Source organism: Pseudomonas sp. GW458-11-26-14-LB4, assembly GCF_059423925.1.
In genome coordinates this window covers 20,733-39,232 of the sequence record NZ_JBWKYU010000002.1, presented here as the reverse complement: position 1 = coordinate 39,232, position 18,500 = coordinate 20,733, and the positions used below count along the sequence as shown (strand labels likewise).

At 55.8% G+C, this 18,500-nt stretch carries 22 protein-coding genes; 11 read left to right on the top strand and 11 right to left on the bottom strand.

The window, feature by feature from the left end; all coding sequences use genetic code 11:
• The 6 genes from AC07XZ_RS02880 to AC07XZ_RS02855 all read right to left on the bottom strand — a co-directional run bounded on the left by AC07XZ_RS02880 (position 1) and on the right by AC07XZ_RS02855 (position 4,341).
• Positions 1-684, bottom strand: coding sequence for a phage virion morphogenesis protein (locus AC07XZ_RS02880; RefSeq protein ID WP_102685927.1), 684 nt, complete (start codon positions 682-684; stop codon positions 1-3).
• Positions 671-1,123, bottom strand: a complete 453-nt coding sequence (locus tag AC07XZ_RS02875) for a phage tail protein (RefSeq protein ID WP_102685926.1) — start codon at positions 1,121-1,123, stop codon at positions 671-673. The genes AC07XZ_RS02880 and AC07XZ_RS02875 overlap by 14 nt, the downstream gene beginning before the upstream one ends.
• Positions 1,120-1,581, bottom strand: coding sequence for a head completion/stabilization protein (locus AC07XZ_RS02870; RefSeq protein ID WP_102685925.1), 462 nt, complete (start codon positions 1,579-1,581; stop codon positions 1,120-1,122). Before AC07XZ_RS02870 ends, AC07XZ_RS02875 begins: the two co-directional genes overlap by 4 nt.
• A 98-nt stretch (positions 1,582-1,679) precedes the next feature.
• Positions 1,680-2,399 carry a phage terminase small subunit gene (gpM, locus tag AC07XZ_RS02865; RefSeq protein WP_102685924.1) on the bottom strand — a complete coding sequence of 240 codons (720 nt, stop codon included), beginning with the start codon at positions 2,397-2,399 and terminating at the stop codon, positions 1,680-1,682.
• The gene (locus tag AC07XZ_RS02860; RefSeq protein WP_102685923.1) at positions 2,396-3,415 is read right to left on the bottom strand and encodes a phage major capsid protein, P2 family; all 1,020 of its coding nucleotides are present in this window, start codon (positions 3,413-3,415) and stop codon (positions 2,396-2,398) included. The genes gpM and AC07XZ_RS02860 overlap by 4 nt, the downstream gene beginning before the upstream one ends.
• Before the next feature lie 2 nt (positions 3,416-3,417).
• The gene (locus AC07XZ_RS02855) at positions 3,418-4,341 is read right to left on the bottom strand and encodes a GPO family capsid scaffolding protein (protein ID WP_102685922.1); all 924 of its coding nucleotides are present in this window, start codon (positions 4,339-4,341) and stop codon (positions 3,418-3,420) included.
• A 162-nt stretch (positions 4,342-4,503) separates the two neighbouring features.
• On the opposite strand from AC07XZ_RS02855, the gene AC07XZ_RS02850 reads away from it, so the two are divergent.
• From AC07XZ_RS02850 to AC07XZ_RS02840, 3 genes are all read left to right on the top strand, one after another.
• Positions 4,504-6,546: a terminase large subunit domain-containing protein gene (locus AC07XZ_RS02850; RefSeq protein ID WP_158247719.1), complete on the top strand. Its 2,043-nt coding sequence runs from the start codon at positions 4,504-4,506 to the stop codon at positions 6,544-6,546.
• Positions 6,458-7,327: a phage portal protein gene (locus AC07XZ_RS02845; RefSeq protein ID WP_256590500.1), complete on the top strand. Its 870-nt coding sequence runs from the start codon at positions 6,458-6,460 to the stop codon at positions 7,325-7,327. Before AC07XZ_RS02850 ends, AC07XZ_RS02845 begins: the two co-directional genes overlap by 89 nt.
• Positions 7,328-7,402: 75 nt before the next feature.
• Entirely contained in the window at positions 7,403-7,660 is a 258-nt protein-coding gene (locus tag AC07XZ_RS02840) for an ogr/Delta-like zinc finger family protein (RefSeq protein WP_047293252.1), read from the top strand.
• Between the two features lie 55 nt (positions 7,661-7,715).
• Here AC07XZ_RS02840 and AC07XZ_RS02835 read toward each other — a convergent pair whose 3' ends face one another.
• Positions 7,716-7,901, bottom strand: coding sequence for a hypothetical protein (locus AC07XZ_RS02835; protein ID WP_102685919.1), 186 nt, complete (start codon positions 7,899-7,901; stop codon positions 7,716-7,718).
• A 101-nt stretch (positions 7,902-8,002) separates the two neighbouring features.
• Positions 8,003-8,350, bottom strand: coding sequence for a helix-turn-helix domain-containing protein (locus tag AC07XZ_RS02830; protein WP_173892726.1), 348 nt, complete (start codon positions 8,348-8,350; stop codon positions 8,003-8,005).
• A gap of 92 nt (positions 8,351-8,442) precedes the next feature.
• Between AC07XZ_RS02830 and AC07XZ_RS02825 the strand changes: the two genes are divergently transcribed.
• The 7 genes from AC07XZ_RS02825 to AC07XZ_RS02795 all read left to right on the top strand — a co-directional run bounded on the left by AC07XZ_RS02825 (position 8,443) and on the right by AC07XZ_RS02795 (position 14,278).
• Positions 8,443-8,643, top strand: coding sequence for a DNA-binding protein (locus AC07XZ_RS02825; RefSeq protein ID WP_018929266.1), 201 nt, complete (start codon positions 8,443-8,445; stop codon positions 8,641-8,643).
• Between the two features lie 29 nt (positions 8,644-8,672).
• Positions 8,673-9,146 (top strand): YmfL family putative regulatory protein, encoded by a 474-nt coding sequence (locus tag AC07XZ_RS02820; RefSeq protein WP_102685917.1) that lies wholly within the window; start codon positions 8,673-8,675, stop codon positions 9,144-9,146.
• Positions 9,143-9,508, top strand: coding sequence for a hypothetical protein (locus AC07XZ_RS02815; protein ID WP_102685916.1), 366 nt, complete (start codon positions 9,143-9,145; stop codon positions 9,506-9,508). The genes AC07XZ_RS02820 and AC07XZ_RS02815 overlap by 4 nt, the downstream gene beginning before the upstream one ends.
• A gap of 76 nt (positions 9,509-9,584) precedes the next feature.
• On the top strand, positions 9,585-9,836 hold the full coding sequence (locus tag AC07XZ_RS02810; RefSeq protein WP_102685915.1) for a hypothetical protein: 252 nt from the start codon (positions 9,585-9,587) through the stop codon (positions 9,834-9,836).
• Positions 9,833-12,526, top strand: a complete 2,694-nt coding sequence (locus AC07XZ_RS02805) for a toprim domain-containing protein (protein WP_102685914.1) — start codon at positions 9,833-9,835, stop codon at positions 12,524-12,526. The genes AC07XZ_RS02810 and AC07XZ_RS02805 overlap by 4 nt, the downstream gene beginning before the upstream one ends.
• A gap of 79 nt (positions 12,527-12,605) precedes the next feature.
• A complete protein-coding gene (locus tag AC07XZ_RS02800; protein WP_102685913.1) occupies positions 12,606-12,827 on the top strand; it encodes a helix-turn-helix transcriptional regulator in 222 nt (73 codons plus the stop codon).
• A gap of 95 nt (positions 12,828-12,922) precedes the next feature.
• Positions 12,923-14,278: a Fic family protein gene (locus AC07XZ_RS02795; RefSeq protein ID WP_102685912.1), complete on the top strand. Its 1,356-nt coding sequence runs from the start codon at positions 12,923-12,925 to the stop codon at positions 14,276-14,278.
• An 18-nt stretch (positions 14,279-14,296) separates the two neighbouring features.
• Here AC07XZ_RS02795 and AC07XZ_RS02790 read toward each other — a convergent pair whose 3' ends face one another.
• Entirely contained in the window at positions 14,297-15,520 is a 1,224-nt protein-coding gene (locus AC07XZ_RS02790) for a tyrosine-type recombinase/integrase (RefSeq protein ID WP_102685911.1), read from the bottom strand.
• 486 nt (positions 15,521-16,006) lie between these two features.
• Between AC07XZ_RS02790 and AC07XZ_RS02785 the strand changes: the two genes are divergently transcribed.
• On the top strand, positions 16,007-16,417 hold the full coding sequence (locus AC07XZ_RS02785) for a PaaI family thioesterase (RefSeq protein WP_039772722.1): 411 nt from the start codon (positions 16,007-16,009) through the stop codon (positions 16,415-16,417).
• 253 nt (positions 16,418-16,670) lie between these two features.
• Here the strand turns inward: AC07XZ_RS02785 and AC07XZ_RS02780 are convergent, their stop codons facing one another.
• Together AC07XZ_RS02780 and AC07XZ_RS02775 are read right to left on the bottom strand one after the other, a co-directional pair.
• Positions 16,671-17,834: an ATP-binding protein gene (locus AC07XZ_RS02780; RefSeq protein WP_074691072.1), complete on the bottom strand. Its 1,164-nt coding sequence runs from the start codon at positions 17,832-17,834 to the stop codon at positions 16,671-16,673.
• 258 nt (positions 17,835-18,092) lie between these two features.
• Positions 18,093-18,461 carry a DUF6124 family protein gene (locus AC07XZ_RS02775; RefSeq protein ID WP_102685910.1) on the bottom strand — a complete coding sequence of 123 codons (369 nt, stop codon included), beginning with the start codon at positions 18,459-18,461 and terminating at the stop codon, positions 18,093-18,095.
• Between the last annotated feature and the right edge of the window lie 39 nt (positions 18,462-18,500).

The following is an 18,500-nucleotide window of genomic DNA, read 5'->3' as shown; positions in this document are numbered from 1 at the left end:
TTAGCGGGGTGAAGTTAGGATTTGTTGCAACACCTGGCTAATCAGCAGGTCGGTGTCGCGTTCGGTTTCGGCGCCGATGAACTGGCGTTTCGGCAAAGTGATTTCCCAGCTCTGCGCGCCCGACGACTCGCTGCGCTGGTCGTCCAGGATGCGAATGAGCAAACCGGCCTTGGCGTAGTTCACATGCTCTTGAATCCACGCCACTGACGGCCTGGTCAGGGTCTTTTTGCCGGCCTGACGCACGCGAAAACCCAATCGGCGCAGGCGCTTTGCCTGTTTCTCGGTGGCCGCGAGGCCTGGCGGGGTTTTGTTCCAGCGGCGCATCTGCGCGGCGGTGCGGCGCTCGCTGACGCCGTAGTGCTGCTGGGCGGCGACCCATCGGGTCAGGGCGTTTTTCCAGCCCAATTCCGCTTCATCAGCGGTCACGCGGGTGACCACCATCAGCTTGGCCAGGCCGGCTTCCATCTTCTTTTTGCCCTTGCTCTCGCCCTTGCGCGGGGCGAACGCCGAACCGTCCACGTTCTGCTGGGCGCGCTGACGCTTGCGGCTCATCGTCCGCACGCGCTTGGTCACCTGGTTCAACAACCGGCGGCGCAGCTGCGGCGGCAGGCTCAGTAACGCCAGTTGCTCACGCACACCCAGGCGTCCGCGCACATCTAGTTCGAACGTGCTACGCCCCGCCACTGGTGGCCACCTCGCCGCGCTCAGCGACCCACAGGTCAAACGGGACGAACGCCCAGGTCTTGCCGAAGGCCTGGATCTCGCCGTCCGGATCTTCGGAGAGATACTGCGGCTCGACGAATTCCAGCGTGACTTCCACGTCGAACAGATCGCTGTCCAGGGGCTCCACGGCGAATTCCGGCGCCGGCAGTTCGTGGCGGTCGCGGTCGGCGTCGTGGGACTCCAGCCAACTGCCCACCAAGGCCATCATGCGGGCCGGATTGGCGGCGAAACGCTCCAGGACAATGACGGCGCGATAGTGCATGTCGCCAAAGTGCATGCCGTCGACGTCGGGTTTCCAGATCAGCGACAGCTTTACCTGCTCCGTCCAGCTGTCGAGTTGTTCAGGCTCGACCAAGCGTCGCTCCAGCAGGTAGGCGGTCAACGCCTGCAGCTTGGTCATAGCAGTGCCGCCGTGATGCGGCCACGACCCTGCAGAGCGCGCACAGCCTGCTGACTGAATGCCAGAAACGTGTCTTCACGCTCCGGCGCTTCCTTGCCGGTGTTCTCGGCGCTCTCGCGCCGGGTCACGGTGGGAAACTGCTGCAGGGCGCTGGCCTTGGCGCGGCAATACACGGCGCGCTTGTACAGTTTGGCCTTCAATGCACGCTCGGGCAGCAGCATCGGATCGGCTGTTTCCACGGCGACGATGCCCGCTGCCAGCCAGCTGGTTTTGAGCTTGGCCAGGTCGGTATTGATCTCGGCCATCGCGATAAACAAAGCGTCGGTCAGCAGGTCGCCCAGGAACTCCGCCGGCAGGCGATAGCCCTTCTGGAACTCGGCCACGGAGAGGTTCGGCCAGAAGCCGTCGTTCTCGATCGCCTGTTCCACGATTGTGGTGGGTTTCCCGGAAAAGCTCATTGCTGACCGCTCGAATTAGGGCGGGGAGACTGTTTTTCGTGGGGCTGTCCATAAATGGCAGACACACGTCCACAGTTCCCCGCTGGGGGGGTAGTCGGTTATTGGGCGCCGGTGACGGCGGGTGTTTGTTTGGCGATCGCCTTACGGCACTTCGCAATGCGTGTCTCGTTGCCGGCCTTGGCGTGCAACTCAGTGGATCGCTCCAGGTGCTCGAGCGCCGTTTCCCACTGCTCGGCCTCCATGGCGCGCATGCCGATCAACTTGTGGTACTTGCTCGGAATCTGTTCGGGCAGATCCCATTCGCCGTCGACACGCGGCAGCAGGTCGGACAGGTACGGTTCCGGGCTGCGCTGGGCGTTGTATTCACGGAAAGCCCATTCGATGACCGCGTCCGCTACGAACGTCTGCACGTTGCGCTTGAAGCGCTCCGGCATTTCCTGGCCCTGCTCGATCGCGAAGTCCGCCAGTTCCAGACCGTCTTCGAACTGCTCGGTGTCGAAAAGCCAGACCATCACCTGCACCAGGACGGGGTTCTGCATCACCAGGCCCGAATCCATGTAGCGCTGGATGAAGTCCTGGTACTTGGGCAGCAACTCAGTTCGCTTAAGCGTTTGTTTGCTCGCCAAGTTCTTTAAATCGCTCAAGCGCTTCAGGTCTTCATCCATCGAGGCCTGCATCAGCAGCAGGTGTTTTTTCGCGTTGGCTGGGCTGCTCAGGGCTTCCGCCGGCGAATACGCCAGCGGTGCCGCTGCTGCAGCGATCAATGCAGCAGTTCCCTGAGCCAAAATGCGGCGCTTGTGGGCAAGGGCCAGGCTCACTTCACCAGCTCCACGTTTTCAGTCAGCGCGATCTTTTCCAACTGCTCGATCACGTAGCCCTCGTTGCGGCTGTTGTAATCCTCGACGCGGGAACGTTTCGGGTTGTCCACGGTTTGCTTGCGCCAGCTAGAGTCCTGGAAGTAAATCGACAGGTTGTCCCAACTGGTGACCAACACGCCGTTGACCGGGAAGAACGGAACGCTAAAGCTCGGCAGACCGCCGTAGGTGGCGATCACCTGGGCGTCCTCGATGCGCTCTTTTTCGGTCGGGGTGTCGCCCTGCTTGGCGTACAGCTTGGCCTTGTCAGCGGCCAGCAGGTCGGTGCCGATGATCGCCACCAGGTCGCCGCTGTCGCGCAGACGCTCGTCCACCATTTGCTTGGTGTCATGCACCAGGGCATCCAGGTTCTCGTAATCACCGCCCGGCCCCATGGTGACCTTGCCAGGTGTATTGCCTTCCTTGAGAACCTGCTGCGGCGCTTGCTCGCGCAGTTGCTGCAGCCAGCCTTTGTTCACGTCCTGCAGCATCGGATAGGCTTCGATATCGGTCTGCGCAGCCGCTTTCTCACCGTGGAAACCGACCATGATGCGATCCAGGGCGATCTGTTTCTGCACAGCAGCCGAATACTTCTGATGGAAGTCCGGGAACTTGGCCCAGGCATCGATCTTCGCGTAGGGCAGGCCCACATCCGATTCGGTCGACGACAGTTCGTAGGTGCTGTTATCCAGCGCCGAAGCGTCCTTCGCCACGCGGTCGGTGGTCTTGGTGTTGGTGCGGCCTGTCACCGGGCCAGACACGCCAATAAACACCTTCTCGCCCTTGATCTCGGTCACCGGAATGACGTTGATGCGTTGCAGGAAGTCCGACTTGGCGGTGATAGCCTCGTTCAGTTCCTGGGCGATCGACGGTTCAACAGAGAACATCTTGCTGGCCAGCTCGACACCGTAGGTCTCGGCGATCGCCAGCTGCATTTCGGCGTACATCTTGGCGCCGTAGGCGCTCAGTGAACGGGCCATGGTCAGAGTACCCGCAGTTTGGTTTTGTCAGTGGCGCCAGTAGTGCGCGGCAACTGACGTCCAGTGCTGGTGTTCTGCAGTGCGGAGAACTGCTTTTGCAGGTTGCCAAGCGCCGCCAGCACAGCCTTGTTACCGCCGCCGTTGCGCTTGAACTCGCGCTCTTCCTCGGCGGTGGTGACGATCTCGTCTACTGCAGCACTGACGTCATCGATCGGGGCCTGATCGGGTTCTGGTGCGTCTTCGGCGGCAGGCTCGATCACGGCCTGAATGCCTGCAGCGACGACTAGCAGCTGGGCCAGCAGGGCTTTCAAGGCCGTTGCGGTAGCTTCATCCATTGGGGGTTTGCTCTCGGTTGGGGTTTGCGGGGTGGTTTCGGTGGGCGTGTCTTCAATCCCGAAACGCTTGAACAGGCGGGTGAACATGGCGGCAAGGCGCCCGATCTCGCCCTGCGGTTCGGTTTCGCTCAAAGAGCCCAGCTCGTGGGAAGCGGCGTAGTACGAATCGCGGCTGGTGCGGCTGGAAAAGTAGAGTTCTTGGGTTCCGACACTGGCGGGTTCGTCAGTGACCGCGATGCCGGTCATGTAGGCTTTGCCACGGCCCCGGAAATTCGGCCTGATCTCAATGCTGGTGAACAGCTTTTCGCCGGCGTCGTTAAGGCGCAGCAACTTGTCGTTGGGCTTCAACTGCGCCTCAAGGGCAACTTGGCCAGGCTCCAGGTCTTCCGCGTCCTCGACGAGACGCACAGCGAAGACGGTGCCAAATGAACCGAACCAACGTTCGTGCTCACACCAGATAACGGCGGTGTACAGGGTCGGCGTGTAGGTCTCGGCGATGTCGCGCAGTTCCTGGGGCAGGATCTCGCGGCCATCGACGGTTGGGCCGCTGGTGGCAACACGTTTCCAGTAGGAGACAAGGGAACGGGGCATGGTCGTTGACTGCGCTCAATCGTTGAATGAGCCGCCACGATAGGGAGCCGATTTGCCCCAAACAAACGGTTGGTTTTCGGCGTTCTCCTATTTTCAGGATATAGGCGAATGACGGGATTTAACCCCGCGTTTCCAGCGTTTTCGCCGCATAGACTGCGGCCCATGAACTACCCGACCGAAGTCAAAGAAGCCGCAAAACGCCTCTACCTGCGCCGCCGTTCGGTGAAGGAAATCCAGGCGCATTTGAAGCTGCCGAACATCCGCATCGTCTACTACTGGATTCGCCAAGGCGGCTGGGACGAGATGCTGACGGATGAAGAACCGCTGAGCGCCGTCAACCGGCGGATCACCCTGATTCTTGAAAAGATCGATCCGCTGACCGATGCCGAGCTGAAAGAGTTGGAGCGGCTGACAAGCCTGCTGGAGCGCCTAAAAAAACTCGCGACGAAACCTGCGCCGGCAACGCCTGCCGAACGTCCGGACGAGTCTGACGAACGGCAGCCAAGCCAACGCCGTGAGCGGCGCGAGGGCGGCGGCAAGAAGCGCGAAAAGAAGGCGAAGAACGACATCAGCGGCCTGACCGAAGTGGACTTCCTGGATAAGTTCATCTCGAAAATGTACGGCTACCAGAAAGAGCTGTTCGAGGCGAAACAGAACCCGCTGACCCGCCGTATCCGGAACATCCTCAAAAGCCGTCAGGTCGGTCTGACGTACTACTTCGCCGGCGAAGCGTTCATGGACGCCGTGTTGAGCGGTGATAACCAGGTGTTCCTGTCGGCCAGCCGATCGCAGTCGGAGATCTTCCGCAGCTACATCATCCAGTTTGCCCAGCAGTGGTTCGGCATCGAGCTGACCGGCAACCCGATCACCTTGAGCAACGGCGCCGAGCTGCGTTTCCTCAGCACCAACAGCAGCACCGCCCAGGGCTACCACGGGCACGTCTACGTCGACGAATACTTCTGGATTCGCGACTTCGAAAAGCTCAGCACCGTCGCCAGCGCCATGGGCACCCACAAGAAATGGCGCAAAACCTATTTCTCGACGCCCAGCGCCGTGTCGCACCAGGCGTATCCGTTCTGGTCGGGCGACGAATTCCGCAACAGCAAGCGCGGCAAAAAGACTGGCGGCGAATGGCCGAGCGAAGCGGCTTACACGCAGGGCGCGCTGTGTCCGGACGGTCAGTGGCGCAAGACGATCACCCTGGACGATGCGATCGCTGGCGGCTGCGATCTGTTCGACATGGAACAGCTGCAGCTGGAGTACGACGAAGACAAATTCCAGCAGCTGTTTTACTGCAAGTTCATCGACAGCACCCAAAGCGCATTCAGCCTCAAGGATCTGGAGCGCTGCTATTCGGACTTGTCGTTGTGGGAAGACTACAACCCGGATCTGGATCGGCCGTTTGGCAACAGCCCGGTCTGGCTGGGCTACGACCCGAGTCGCACCCGCGACGACGCCACTTGCGTGGTCATCGCGCCGCCGCTCGAACCCGGGGCGAAGTTCCGGATTCTGGAAAAGCACAGTTGGCGGGGACATTCGTTCACCTACCAGGCGGCTCAGGTCAAGAAACTGACCGAACGCTTCAACGTCCAGCACATCGGCATCGACGTCACCGGCGTGGGTTACGGCGTGTTCGACCTGGTGCGCGACTTCTACGCAAAGGCAACGCCGATTCACTACAGCCTGGAAGCGAAAAACGCCCTGGTGCTGAAAGCCCAGGACACGATCCAAGGCAGTCGCATCGAGTGGGACGCCGGCTGGACGGACATCGCCCAGGCGTTCTTGACCATCAAGCGCGGCGCCACCAACAGCGGCCAGATCACCTACAGCGCATCCCGTACCGAGGCCACCGGTCACGCCGACATTGCATGGGCGGTGATGCACGCCCTGTCCAACGAACCTTTGAACACCAACAAGCGGCGCCGTAGCCGCTACGTCACGAGTAACCAGAGCAGCCATGGCCAACCGCAAACACAGAAAGCACCACGTACCCCAACCACAGCAACAGCCAATGCGCTCGTTTACGTTCGGGGAGCCGGAGCAGGTGCTGTCCGGCAACATCGGCGAGTACGTGGGCGTGTTCCTCAGCGACGACGGCAAGATCTACAAACCGCCGGTGTCACGGGCTGGCCTGGCCAAGCTGTTGCGCGCCAACGCGCACCACGGCGCCATTCCGAAGTTCAAGCGCAACCTGTTACTGCGTGAGTTCATCGCCTCGACCGGCTGCAGCACGGAGACGATGGGCCGTGCCGGGCTGGACTACATGGTGTTCGGCGAAGCGTACTTCTACAACGACACCAATGCATTCGGTCAGGTGCTTGAGCTGCAGCATCTGCCGGCGATCAACATGCGCGTGAAGGTCGACGGAGGCTACGTGATGCTGCTGCCGGACAACAAGGAAATGGAGTTTGAGGCGCACGAAATCTCCCACGTCCTGGACTACGACGTGGAACAGAACATTTACGGGATTCCGGACTACCTGGGCGGCCTGCAGGCGTTGCTGCTGAATGAGGCTGCGACCCTCTTCCGCCGGCGCTACTACAGCAACGGCGCGCACGCCGGCTACATCTTCTACACCAACGATCCCGACCTGACCGAAGAGGACGAAGACGAGCTGCGCGCCCAAATCAGCGCGAGCAAGGGCGTGGGCAACTTCCGCTCAATGTTCGTCAACATCCCCAACGGCAAAGAGAACGCGATTCAGATCATCCCCGTGGGTGACTTCCAGGCGAAAGACGAGCTGGAGAAAGTGAAGAACATCACCCGAAACGATGTCATCGCGGCCTGGCGGATGAACCCAGCGCTGGCCGGCATCATCCCGGAGAACACCGGCGGGTTTGGCGACATTGAAAAGATCGATCGAGTGTACACCAGCAACGAGATTCGGCCGATTTGCCAGCTGTTCGATCAGCTCAATGACCGGTTACGCGAAGACAGGCGCTTTAGCTGGAAACCTGCGCCGGATGCAGTGGATGCCACTGCATGAAACACCTTTCGGAGCGAATGCCACTACAAACTGTGGCAATATGGCGGCGATCAGCTGCCCCTGGGGAGGGACACTATGAGAGTTGTATGCAAGTGCGGCCACAAGGGCCGAATTGCTTCACGCGAAGAGGTAACAACGGAGTTCGTGAAGCTGTATTGCCAATGCCTGGACGCAAGGTGCGGGCATACATGGGTGTCGAACCTGACGTTCTCACACACGCTCAGTCCGTCTTCGCAGACGTTCGAACGCATGTTGATTGATCGGTTTCGCGAGTTGCCCAGGGCAAAGCAGCGAGAGCTTTTCGAGCAGTTGGGATCGCAGGCGGTGGCGTAACTGCAAACCGCCAACGCAGAAGCGTCGGCGATCGGGATCACTCAAGGAATTAGATTCAGCCCTCTACTGGCTCCTTTGGGTTTACGGCCAGTATCTCGGCAACTCGACGGACTTGCTGCTGTTCCACCTGGCTTAACCGTCGATAGAGATCGATCAAACGACGCTCGATATTTGTGAGTCCGGACGTTTCGAACTCGGTTTTCTCGAACGCGGTGCGATCGTTCATCTTGCGATCCAACATGCTTACTACTCCATAAAGTGCATTGCTGAATCGACGTTATCGGGGCGGCAAACCGCATTGAAACAGAGGCGCGACTAATGAGTCAGGTGCATTGTTGCGAGTTACTTCCGCTGGCGAGCAGCGTCGTCTGCCATGGCTTCGAGAAAGCGACGAATTGCTTTTTGATCCTCGTCAGAAATGTTCCTGAATTGGTGAATCAATTCTTCTTCCGCGGCGCTAAAAAGTTGGCCCAATGGCGTCGATCGCCGACCGGTGAGCACGTAAGCAGCGTCAACACCACGCTCCTCAAGCGCAGTGACATATCGGAGATCGAGAGAATTTGCTCCCAACTCGTAGTTCTTCTGTGTGCCTCTGCTAACGCCTAGCAGCACACCAAAGTCAGTTTGATTTAACCCCAAGCGCTCGCGCTCTTCCCTGAGGCGTTCACCCACTCGATCCGCTATGAGCATTTTTTTAGCCACCACCATTGACTTGATCATTTTTTTGACCAAGAATCACCACAGACAAACGCAAACAAACAGAAACGAACAAGGGGAGCACTATGCCCGCCACCGTTACGCACGAGCAAGCCCGGGCGGCGCTTGATCGAAAAGGCGTCAGCATTGCGGAATTCAGCCGCAAGCATGGACTGAACAAAAATTTAGTCAGCGACCTGTTGAACGGTCGGATCAAAGGTCGCCGTGGGGAGGCACATCGAGCAGCCGTCCTACTCGGAATCAAAGACGGCGAAATTGAACAGTAGTGCCACGGTTCAACAGGGAAAAGTAGAAGATGAAAAGTCTGATCCTAGATACACGCAGGGAAGTTACCAGCGAGATTATTCGAACCTACGCCGGTGGCCGCGAGGCTGCAGCGAACCGTTTGGGAATGAAGCTCAAAAAGTTCGATAACCATGCCTACGAAAATGCTGGATGCTCGCCCCTCACTGACGCGCATATATTCATGCTCGAACAGGAAAGCGGCACTTACCACCTGGCGAACTACGTCGCCTCAATGTACGGGGGCCGCTTCATCCCCGTTGCCGATCCGGAAACACTCGACAACGTCGAACTCTATGCCCGCTCTTTGCAAGTCGCAGCCAAACGCGGCTGCGTTGACCAGGCTATTGCTCAAGCACTTGAGGACGGATCAATCAGCGAAGAAGAAGCCGAACTGATTCTGGACGCCAACAACCTGCATTTGGCAGCACGTCACGCCGAAGTGCTGGCGGCCATCGCACTTTACCGCGAGGGTAGAACTCAATGATTAACGCGCCTGCAGTAGAGGAATATCAGGACATGCTCAAAGCCGCAGCGCTGGTCTTTCTTGAGCGTCACCAATGCGAACACCTGAGCGGCGACCAGCAACTGATGAAACGCGCAGTCCAACACCTGGTTGCCGACTTTGACGTGCTGACTCCTACCGCCGAAAAAGTGGTTCACCTGGCCTACAGCGATCTGTCTGCAGTAAGCGATCGGCAGCGTCTGGATGTTCTGACCAGCACGCCTACACACACCGTTATCACCGATACAGGCACTGGTGAGGTGTGGGCCATCCCCGTCAGCCTGATCTATGAGCGAATCCTGAACGCACCGGACAACGGGCGTTTCCGCATCACCACTCCGTAACACCCAACCAACAAACCCTCCCGATCCCCCATTCCCGTGGGTTTGGGTGAGCTGCGCCCAAAATTGAGGTTTGACGATGGAAAACGCTCTGAACATCAACGCAAAACTGCCGCCGGATCAGGCTCAAGCGCTCTTGGCCAACCTGCGTGAACAGTATCGTCTCAGCCTCAATGACCTTTGGTACGCAGACCAATACCGCTTCATTCCCGAAGGCCTGCGCCATGGGTCGATTCTCACGAACGATCCCGTAATGGCCGCTCGAAAACATCTGATCGGCGCCCTCGCCGGTGCCCTGACTCAAAGTCTCAAAACAGTGAAAAAACCATGAGAGCTGATCTCCGCGACGACGTCCTAAAGCGCCTGGAATTCGATTACGGCCTGAAACACCGCTCGGGAACCGTTTACATGCGCGGCGGCGAGTGTCCGAAGTGCAGAAAGAAAGAGCTGTATTCGCGCCACGACACGCCATGGCTGGTCATTTGCGGCCGGCCTGAAAAGTGCGGCCATACCATGCACGTAAAAGAAATCTACGACGATTTGTTCGAAGACTGGAGCAAGCGAGCGCCGGCGACGGACAACGTTCCAACAGCCACAGCTCGGGCATATTTAGAATTTGGTCGAGGCTTCAACACTGAGTTGGTCGCGGGCTGGTTCACACAAGAAACCTACTACTCGTCTCAGCACAACGCCGGCAGTGCCACGGTGCGTTTCGCTTTGGAGAAAGGGGGCTACTGGGAACGCCTGATCGATAAGCCGGCGCGCTTCGGCAAGATGAAAGCTCGCTTCGCCCCAGGTGATAGCTACAAGGGTGTGTGGTGGTGTCCGCCCTGTGTTGATCTGCTTGAAGCAAAAGAACTTTGGATCGTGGAGGGCATCTTCGACGCCATTGCCCTAGTGCATCACGGGATTTCCGCCGTATCCGCCATGTCATCAAATGCATTCCCGGCTGACTCTCTGCAGGCGTTGGTCAGTGCGCGCCCGGGCAATCTGCCAAAGCTCGTCTGGGCGCTGGACAACGAACCAGGCGCACACGCCTACACCAAGCGTTGGGTTCGCATGGCCCGTGAGTTGGGGTTTACCTGTGAGGCCGCGCAGATCCCTCAGCGGGACAACCGGAAGGTGGATTGGAACGACCTTCACCAGCGATGGCAGTTCCTGGACGAAGGCGACAAGCGCGACGCCCAGTTTGAAAAAGACATGACCATTGCGCGGCATCACGGCGCCCTGCTGATCGCTGAGAACGCCACCGAAAAAGCACTGGTGATGTTCGATTGGAAGCGTCGGAGCGAATTCCATCTGGAGTTCGGCAACCGCCTGTATTGGTTCAAGCTTGATCTGGAGAAATACAACAAGGCCATTCAGGAACTGGAGGACAGTGAGCACCACGACGATCAGCAACTGAACAATAAACAGATGCGGGCGAAAGCCATGCAGCAGTGCGGTGCCCTGCAGCGCATCGCTACCTGCAATCCGAAAGCCCTGTACTACCAGGAAAACAAACTTACCGACGAGTCCTGGTATTACTTCCGGATCACCTTTGCGCACGACGCCGCGCCGATCAAAAACACATTCACCAGCGCTCAGATCGCGTCATCAGCAGAATTCAAAAAGCGCCTATTGGGCATTGCGCCGGGCGGAATGTTCACCGGCACAACCCAGCAGTTGGATGCTTTCATCGAAGAACAGACCGACGCTCTAAAAACCGTTCAGACCATCGACTTCACTGGCTATACCCGTGAACACGGCGCGTATGTTTATGGCGACGTTGCTGTACGCGACGGGAAAGTCTTCAAGCTCAACGAAGAAGACTTTTTTGATATGGATCGATTGAGTATCAAGACCCTCAGCCAGTCGGTGATCCTCAACCTGAACACCGATGTAGAGAAGTTCGACACCGAATGGATCGACATTGTTTGGCAATGCTTCGGTGCCAAGGGTCTGGTCGCGCTCGCATTCTGGTTTGGCTCGTTGTTCGCCGAGCAGATCCGGCAACACCAGAAGAGTTACCCCTTCATGGAGATCATCGGTGAGCCAGGCGCCGGCAAGTCCACGCTGATCGAATTCCTATGGAAGCTCTGCGGCCGTATCGATTACGAAGGCTTCGACCCCACCAAAGGCACCCCAGTTGCTCGTGCTCGCAACTTCGCCCAGGTCGGCAATCTACCGGTGGTACTGATCGAATCGGAGCGGGAAAAGACCGATGGCAGCCAAACCAAACAGTACGACTGGGATGAATTGAAAACCGCCTACAACGGCCGGAGCGTCCGCTCTACCGGCGTGAAGAACAACGGTAACGACACCCGTGAGCCTCCTTTCCGTGGCGCTGTGGTCATTGGCCAGAACCATGCTGTGAACGCCTCAGAACCGATTCTGCAGCGCCTTGTGCACATCGCGATGACGAAGGACGGACAAACCCCACAAACCAAATTGCTGGTGGAAAAGCTTGAGCGCATGCCGGTCGACCGCGTCAGCGGGTTTCTGGTTAAGGCCACCATGATGGAAAACAAGGTAATGGAGACCGTCCGCGAAAAGGGGCCCAAGTACGAACAGCAGCTACTGGCCCTGCCCGAGATCCGCACCGTCCGGATCGCGAAGAATCACGCGCAGCTGCATGCCTTGGTCGATGCCCTGGTGCAGGTCATCCCACTGAAAAAGCATCAGGTGGACGCGGCACACTCCGAGATCCAGAACATGGCCAAAGAACGCCAACTGGCGATCAACGCTGATCATCCGATCGTCGTTGAGTTCTGGGAGCTGTACGAATACCTGAATAGCGCGGCCGGTGGCCTGAACCACTCCCGCAATGAAAGCCTGATCGCCGTGAACCTCAATGACTTCGCCAAAGAGGCGGCAGAGAAGCGGCAGAAAGTGCCAGATCTGACTGAACTCAAGCGCCATCTGAAAACGAGCAAGTGCCCGAAATTCGTGGAGACGAACAGGAACGTGTGCTCGTCGTGGGATGTTGATGCTGCCAATAAACCAAAAACGGTGCGGTGCTGGGTTTTCCAGCCGGCTTAATTATTAGATTCTGGGGGAATCGCATGCACCTTCAAGACGAGACTATCGACAGCGAATCGAGAAGACAGGGGTGTGGGGTATGAGTAAATTGGATAGATTCATGAGAGAGAAAGAGGTCTTAGTGCTCACAACTCTGTCGAGGACGACACTCTGGAGAGAGATCAAGAAAGGCCGGTTTCCTAAATCTGTAGTGATTTCAGCAGGTCGTGTGGGGTGGAGAGAATCGGCAGTCTTCGCTTGGCAGGCGGCACCAGACCGCTGGTCTGAAGACTCAACAATCTCTTCGACCGGGTGCCAATAAGGGATCAATGTAGGCTGCATTTCAGTTTGTTGAGAAATTGAAATGCGTCGCTGACCTAGGTATGCTCCATTTCAAATTAAGGGAATTTTGAAATCATGATCAAGTCACCGCCGACGTTTATCGCCAATCCTTTCGGGCGGATAATCAAAGATCACGGCGACCAGACGGGCGCTTACCTTGAACTGAACCAAGCGTTGGATGCTCAAGGTCGCTACTTGCATTTTGACAAGCTTCGGTTCAGATTTTCGAAAGAATTAGATCCAAGCCTAGCGTGGTCAGTTGTCAAATTAGCCAGAAATAGGCAGTTGTGGCCGGTTATTAAACTCGGCGAGCCACAAAAGCAATGTAGTTTTCTTTACACTCCCGCTATGCATATTGCTGTATCCGCATGCGATCAGCACACTACTACCGCCGCCCTAGAGTGGATGTGTTCTAAAATCGGAGAAACTAAACAGCTACAGTATTTGCTTAAGGACCTTGTGGAAGACGAAGCAATAAGCAGTAGTCAACTAGAGGGCGCAGCCACTACTACAAAAGCTGCAAAAGATCTTCTGAAAAGAAAACGTGGTGCTAGAACACCAGATGAAAAAATGATCATCGGCAACTTTAAGATGATGCAGCATGCGTGGGAATATAGAGAGAGAGATCTTTCCTTAGATCTGATCACTGAACTTCATCAAGTTGGTGTAGAAGGAATCGACGATGAACGCTACCATCCTGGTGAATTCAGAAATAACGACGATGTTGTAGTAGAGGATGGAGACGGGAATATCGTTCACCAGCCGCCACCGGCTGCGACGCTCCAGAAGAGACTCGCACAAGTTATCGAGTGGGTGAATACCAATCATTCGGATATCAACAATCAAAATTACATTCACCCGATGATCAAAGCTATCATCCTCCATTTTATCATTGGATATGAGCATCCATTTCATGATGGCAATGGCAGGGTTGCTAGGTCGTTGTTTTACTGGTACCTATTTAAACGCGGCTTCGGAGGTTTCAGATATATAGCAATAAGTACTCTGTTAAAAATTGCACCTATAAAATATGGAAAGAGCTATCTCTACACTGAAACCGACGACATGGATTTGACCTATTTCGTCGACTATCAATGTCGCGTCATTGCCCGCGCAATCCGGCAGTTCAAGAAAAACTATGACGCCGCAGTGGAGTCCATAGACAAGTTCAATACTTTTCTTTATGACTCCGGACTTTACGGAAAACTGTCGGATAAACAACGGATCGTTTTCAATGTCGCGAGATCCGGCGTAAGTAAATATTTCACCATTACCAATGTAAAAGACAACCTGGGCTGCGCTTACAACACAGCAGCAACCGTTCTTAATGGCCTCGTTGACCTTAAGCTTTTCCGCAAGGAGAAAAAAGGCAATGAGTGGGTCTATTCGATGATTGAAGCCAAACAAATATTGAAAACCTGGAATAATTAAACAGCAGAAATTGAAAACTTATTGGAGCTTGGACGCAATGACGTTTATTTGCAGCCAAGCTCCCCAAGCCTCCAGGGCGTTCTGCTTTTCCTCAAAATAGTCGTACCGATCGTAATGCTTTGACGCAACGTCTCCAAATGCATGTCCCTGAATACGATCCTTCAGTTCCTTACTTATTTTTGCTACACCCATTAGCGTTTTGCATGTGCGCCGAATATCTCTCAACGTGAATGGCCCGTTGAACTTGTCAGTGTGTCGTCCATAAAGTTTCGTGACTGCCCGTGACAGTGACTGCGTGCACAGAGACTTGCCTTCTACTTTGCCCTGGAACGGGTAGGTGCTGGACTCGCTCACCTCGTCCATGACCTTCAGGCTTTTTCGCATCAGCTTGTTGTATGGCACAACGTGCAGTGAGCGTTCACCCTCAATCGCTTTGCCTTTGTTTTTGCCTTTCTGGTTGCGAATGATCATGTGGTCTTTGAGATATCGCCGACGCTCGGTCGCTAGAACCTGCTCGGGACGCTGGCCACCGGATGCAATTAGGAATTTGAGCAGTTCGGAGGTAACTAGGGACAAATGCTCAGGCAGCAGCTGCCACAATGTAGCCAATTCGGTAGTGGATAAAGCTCGATCACCAGCAGATTCCCAATCAGCCTGCACCGGCACGCTGGCAACCGGGTTGCTAGTCAGTCCAAACTTCAGCGCTTGTTTTTGATAGCTTCTCGGGTTGAACTCCTGTTCAAGACCAACCTGAAAGGCTGCGTGCAATTGTGAGCGCAGGCGATTGCAATAGGTCGTGATACCGGCGGCGATCATCCTGGCAATAATGTCGCGGATCTCAGCCGGGCCAATCAACGCCACAGGTCTGGCAGCCAATTCAGGAAACGGCTCAGTGACGTAGTGTTTGAACGACCATCTCACGTCTGACGCAGTGGCGGCTTCTTCCTCCTCCAGCTTTTTCACGTATCCATCCAGCAAATGTTGGAAAGTGCCCGGTGCAATCTGGATCTCTTTTTCCACGCGACAAAGGTCGCGGGCAGCGGCGAGACCAAGAGCAGGATACGTGCCGAGCTTTGCCTTGATTTTCTTGCCATTGAGGCGCCGCTGAAAATAAAACTCTTTTGTACCGTTGGGACGAACCCGAAGCTGTAACACACCCTCTCCACGCGCACTGCGTCCGTCCGAAATGGTGTATTCCTTTTCACCAGGCTTCATTGCCTTGATTTGTTTCTCTGTGAGCATCTGGGGGCCGTTATTGGGGGCCGTTGGCCTGAAATAAGGGGTTCACCGGTGAAACACGCTGAAATCACAGGCTTAACCGAAAGCCGCGCTACTACTAGGCTGGCGGGGCATAAGCATACAGTTGGAGACGGTTTGGAACACCATACGGCCAAGCTTCCCAAGCTGATAACGAGGGTTCGATTCCCTTCACCCGCTCCAATCGAATTTATGTCCTGCGTCGTGGTTTGACGGGGGATGAGCAAACAGAAAAAACCGGCCTTGATGGCCGGTTTTTTTGTGTCCGGGATTTGAGTTTTCATTAGTAAATCCAAAGATCGCTACCGTCGAAACAACCCTGCCCCTAATGCTCTATCGTGATCAGCTTATCGCTGCAAATTCCCCATACGCATGATCCTTCTCCGACGGCGAAATCAGGATTAAACCCTCTAAGCTACGCTCCGTATCCAGGCTAAATAAGCTGGTAACCAACCGGAAGAGGGATCGACCATGAACGACACCGCTATCCCCGAGGGCTTCACTCCGCTGACCCGCAGCAGTCCGCTGCTCGACTTGCTTGGCCCGATCTATACCAGAGGCAGTGGCTTGCAACTTGAAATCGGTCTGCGGACAGACTCACGACATGCCAACGGACGGGGCACGTTGCATGGCGGTGTATTGGCGACTTTGGCGGATGTCGGCATGGGTTACGCCATGGCATTCTCCAGCGACCCTCCCCTGCCATTGATCACGGCGAGTATGACCCTGGACTATCTCAGCGCGGTGCAGATCAATGAGTGGCTTGAGGTACGCGTTGAGCACTCCAAAAAAGGACGGCAGCTGGCGTTTGCCACTGTTGGGTTGCATGTCGGTGATCGAATGGTTGCCCGTGCCAGTGCGGTGTTCGCGGTGCCGCAGTAGTATCCCCCCTGCATCCAACCGGTCTTGATGACCGGTTTTTTGTGTCTGGGATGTGGAGCAAGCCGAATGAATCAGAACACACTCAACAATGGTGCACGCGTAACCTCAACTGCAGCTAACTCCATTTAATTGTGAGTTATCCCGACTAAACCGAGATAAGCCCAAACTGTTGGAGTTAGAAGCAGCCAACGGTTTCCACTTTCACGCGGGATCAGTCGCGCATTCTGGTCTCAGTCTCGCGTCTGAGACCGGTTCATCCTTGTCGACGCATATATTCCGCAAAAAGTGGGACGGTGAAATTCAAGTAGCCGTGATCTGTGCTGTAGATCATTCCTTTAGAGATTATGTTGGCACGAGTCGGACCAAGCGATGACTGTGTACGCCCCATCGCTTTCGCAATATCGGCCATTGCATAGGGGCCATCCCCGAGCTCCGACATCGTCTTCACGAACTGCACTTCCGACTTTGTCAGTCGATCAATGCGCACCCTGAAAAAGCCCGCATCAAGAGAAGCCAACGTCTCCGCGTATGAATGGTCCACATCTTCGACTGTGATTTCAGGTCCTTCAGCGTTGTTCCAAGCAGTGGATGCCCACTCTTGAAGGAAGAAAGGATACCCTCTCGTCCGATCAACAATATTGCCAAGTGCTGCGAGTTCGATCGAAGCCTCCTCATCCGCGATTGGCTTCTGAACTGCTTGAATTGCAGATACTTGATCAAGCGCATCAACCGCAGGGTATAGAAAAAGCCGCTCTGCGTAGGATTTTGCTTCGCCTGCCAAACGAGCAACCTGGGGAAGACCAGCACCGACGAGAAGTACCGGCAGCCCTTCTTGAGACATGTGATGGATCGACACAATAAGCGCAGATAAATCTGCTTCGGAAAGGTACTGAACTTCATCAATCAGAAGAATCCAGCCTTTGCCTGCAGCTTGCGCAGCTTGACCTATCACGGCAAAAAGGTCTGGAAGATCGTATTGAAGATCCCCGCTGTCAGCGAATCCTGGCTCCGGTTCGACACCAATCTCCACGCCTGCGATATCGATCTTGAAAATAGAGGCGAAACCGCGCAAACCATTCAGTCCACGGGTCGCAATTTGCTTGGCAGCTTCTACTGCAGAAAGTGAGCGCATGACTTTGCGCATTTCAGGAAAGAGAAGGCGTGCAAGACTTTCACGCTCCGGAGCCTCTACTTTTGAAACGAGAAGTCCCTCTTCCCTCGCAATTTTTCCAATCTCGTTCAGCAGTACCGTTTTACCCGTGCCTCTCAATCCAAGAAGCATGATGGATCGGGCGCTTCGTCCGTTGATGGCTCGCCCACATGAAATCCTGGCTGCCTCAAGGATTGTGTCGCGTCCTGCCAACTCAGGCGGTCTGCTGCCTGCGCCTGGAGCGAATGGATTACGGTATGGATCCATGAAAGCCTCACAAATGCTTGTCTCTACACGAATATATCGTTGTATAGCAGATATCCCTATACACCCTTAGATTTCACTATATTTTGCTATTTATTGGGCTGAACTCTGTCACCCACACAAGCATTGCGTCTGAAATACTGACTCGAATACTCGCCCGATACGGACTTCGACAACACTCGACGCTTTGCAGCCAGGTTGAAATGAAACTAAAAACCGGTCGCGTGACCGGTTTTTTATGCCTGCCAAAACAGCTGCAATTCAGTCCTTCACCTCAACATGATCCAGCGCCTGATTCACCGCCAATTCCCCCAGCATCACCAACTGCGCAATGCCTATCGCGGTTCTGCGGTGGGTGGGGTCGAGGGTGGCGGCGAAGTTGTTGAGCATCTCGGATGCCGAGCCCAGGGACTCGCTGGCGTTGGCCAGCAGGGATTCGGTGTCGTAGGCCGGGTTGGCGAAGTACATCGGTTCGGGTTGTTTGGTCGTGCCCATGACATGGGCGCCGGGGCAGAGGTAATGATCGAGGGCGCGGTTGGCGGCGTCGTGGAGTTTTCTGCAGTCGATTGAGCTGTAGGGGGACGTTGGGTCGGTTTCGACTTCTGGGGGATTCGGGGTTGGCTTCTTCATAATGGCTTCTTTCTAGTCGATAGGTGGAGCTGACCTACT

Excerpts from the sequence above, each read along its gene's own strand:
- AC07XZ_RS02875 (WP_102685926.1), bottom strand. The coding sequence starts at position 1,123 with ATGACCAAGCTGCAGGCGTTGACCGCCTACCTGCTGGAGCGACGCTTG.
- AC07XZ_RS02870 (WP_102685925.1), bottom strand. The coding sequence starts at position 1,581 with ATGAGCTTTTCCGGGAAACCCACCACAATCGTGGAACAGGCGATCGAG.
- AC07XZ_RS02860 (WP_102685923.1), bottom strand. The coding sequence starts at position 3,415 with ATGGCCCGTTCACTGAGCGCCTACGGCGCCAAGATGTACGCCGAAATG.
- AC07XZ_RS02855 (WP_102685922.1), bottom strand. The coding sequence starts at position 4,341 with ATGCCCCGTTCCCTTGTCTCCTACTGGAAACGTGTTGCCACCAGCGGC.
- AC07XZ_RS02850 (WP_158247719.1), top strand. The coding sequence starts at position 4,504 with ATGAACTACCCGACCGAAGTCAAAGAAGCCGCAAAACGCCTCTACCTG.
- AC07XZ_RS02840 (WP_047293252.1), top strand. The coding sequence starts at position 7,403 with ATGAGAGTTGTATGCAAGTGCGGCCACAAGGGCCGAATTGCTTCACGC.
- AC07XZ_RS02835 (WP_102685919.1), bottom strand. The coding sequence starts at position 7,901 with ATGTTGGATCGCAAGATGAACGATCGCACCGCGTTCGAGAAAACCGAG.
- AC07XZ_RS02830 (WP_173892726.1), bottom strand. The coding sequence starts at position 8,350 with ATGCTCATAGCGGATCGAGTGGGTGAACGCCTCAGGGAAGAGCGCGAG.
- AC07XZ_RS02825 (WP_018929266.1), top strand. The coding sequence starts at position 8,443 with ATGCCCGCCACCGTTACGCACGAGCAAGCCCGGGCGGCGCTTGATCGA.
- AC07XZ_RS02820 (WP_102685917.1), top strand. The coding sequence starts at position 8,673 with ATGAAAAGTCTGATCCTAGATACACGCAGGGAAGTTACCAGCGAGATT.
- AC07XZ_RS02815 (WP_102685916.1), top strand. The coding sequence starts at position 9,143 with ATGATTAACGCGCCTGCAGTAGAGGAATATCAGGACATGCTCAAAGCC.
- AC07XZ_RS02810 (WP_102685915.1), top strand. The coding sequence starts at position 9,585 with ATGGAAAACGCTCTGAACATCAACGCAAAACTGCCGCCGGATCAGGCT.
- AC07XZ_RS02805 (WP_102685914.1), top strand. The coding sequence starts at position 9,833 with ATGAGAGCTGATCTCCGCGACGACGTCCTAAAGCGCCTGGAATTCGAT.
- AC07XZ_RS02800 (WP_102685913.1), top strand. The coding sequence starts at position 12,606 with ATGAGTAAATTGGATAGATTCATGAGAGAGAAAGAGGTCTTAGTGCTC.
- AC07XZ_RS02795 (WP_102685912.1), top strand. The coding sequence starts at position 12,923 with ATGATCAAGTCACCGCCGACGTTTATCGCCAATCCTTTCGGGCGGATA.
- AC07XZ_RS02790 (WP_102685911.1), bottom strand. The coding sequence starts at position 15,520 with ATGCTCACAGAGAAACAAATCAAGGCAATGAAGCCTGGTGAAAAGGAA.
- AC07XZ_RS02785 (WP_039772722.1), top strand. The coding sequence starts at position 16,007 with ATGAACGACACCGCTATCCCCGAGGGCTTCACTCCGCTGACCCGCAGC.
- AC07XZ_RS02780 (WP_074691072.1), bottom strand. The coding sequence starts at position 17,834 with ATGGATCCATACCGTAATCCATTCGCTCCAGGCGCAGGCAGCAGACCG.
- AC07XZ_RS02775 (WP_102685910.1), bottom strand. The coding sequence starts at position 18,461 with ATGAAGAAGCCAACCCCGAATCCCCCAGAAGTCGAAACCGACCCAACG.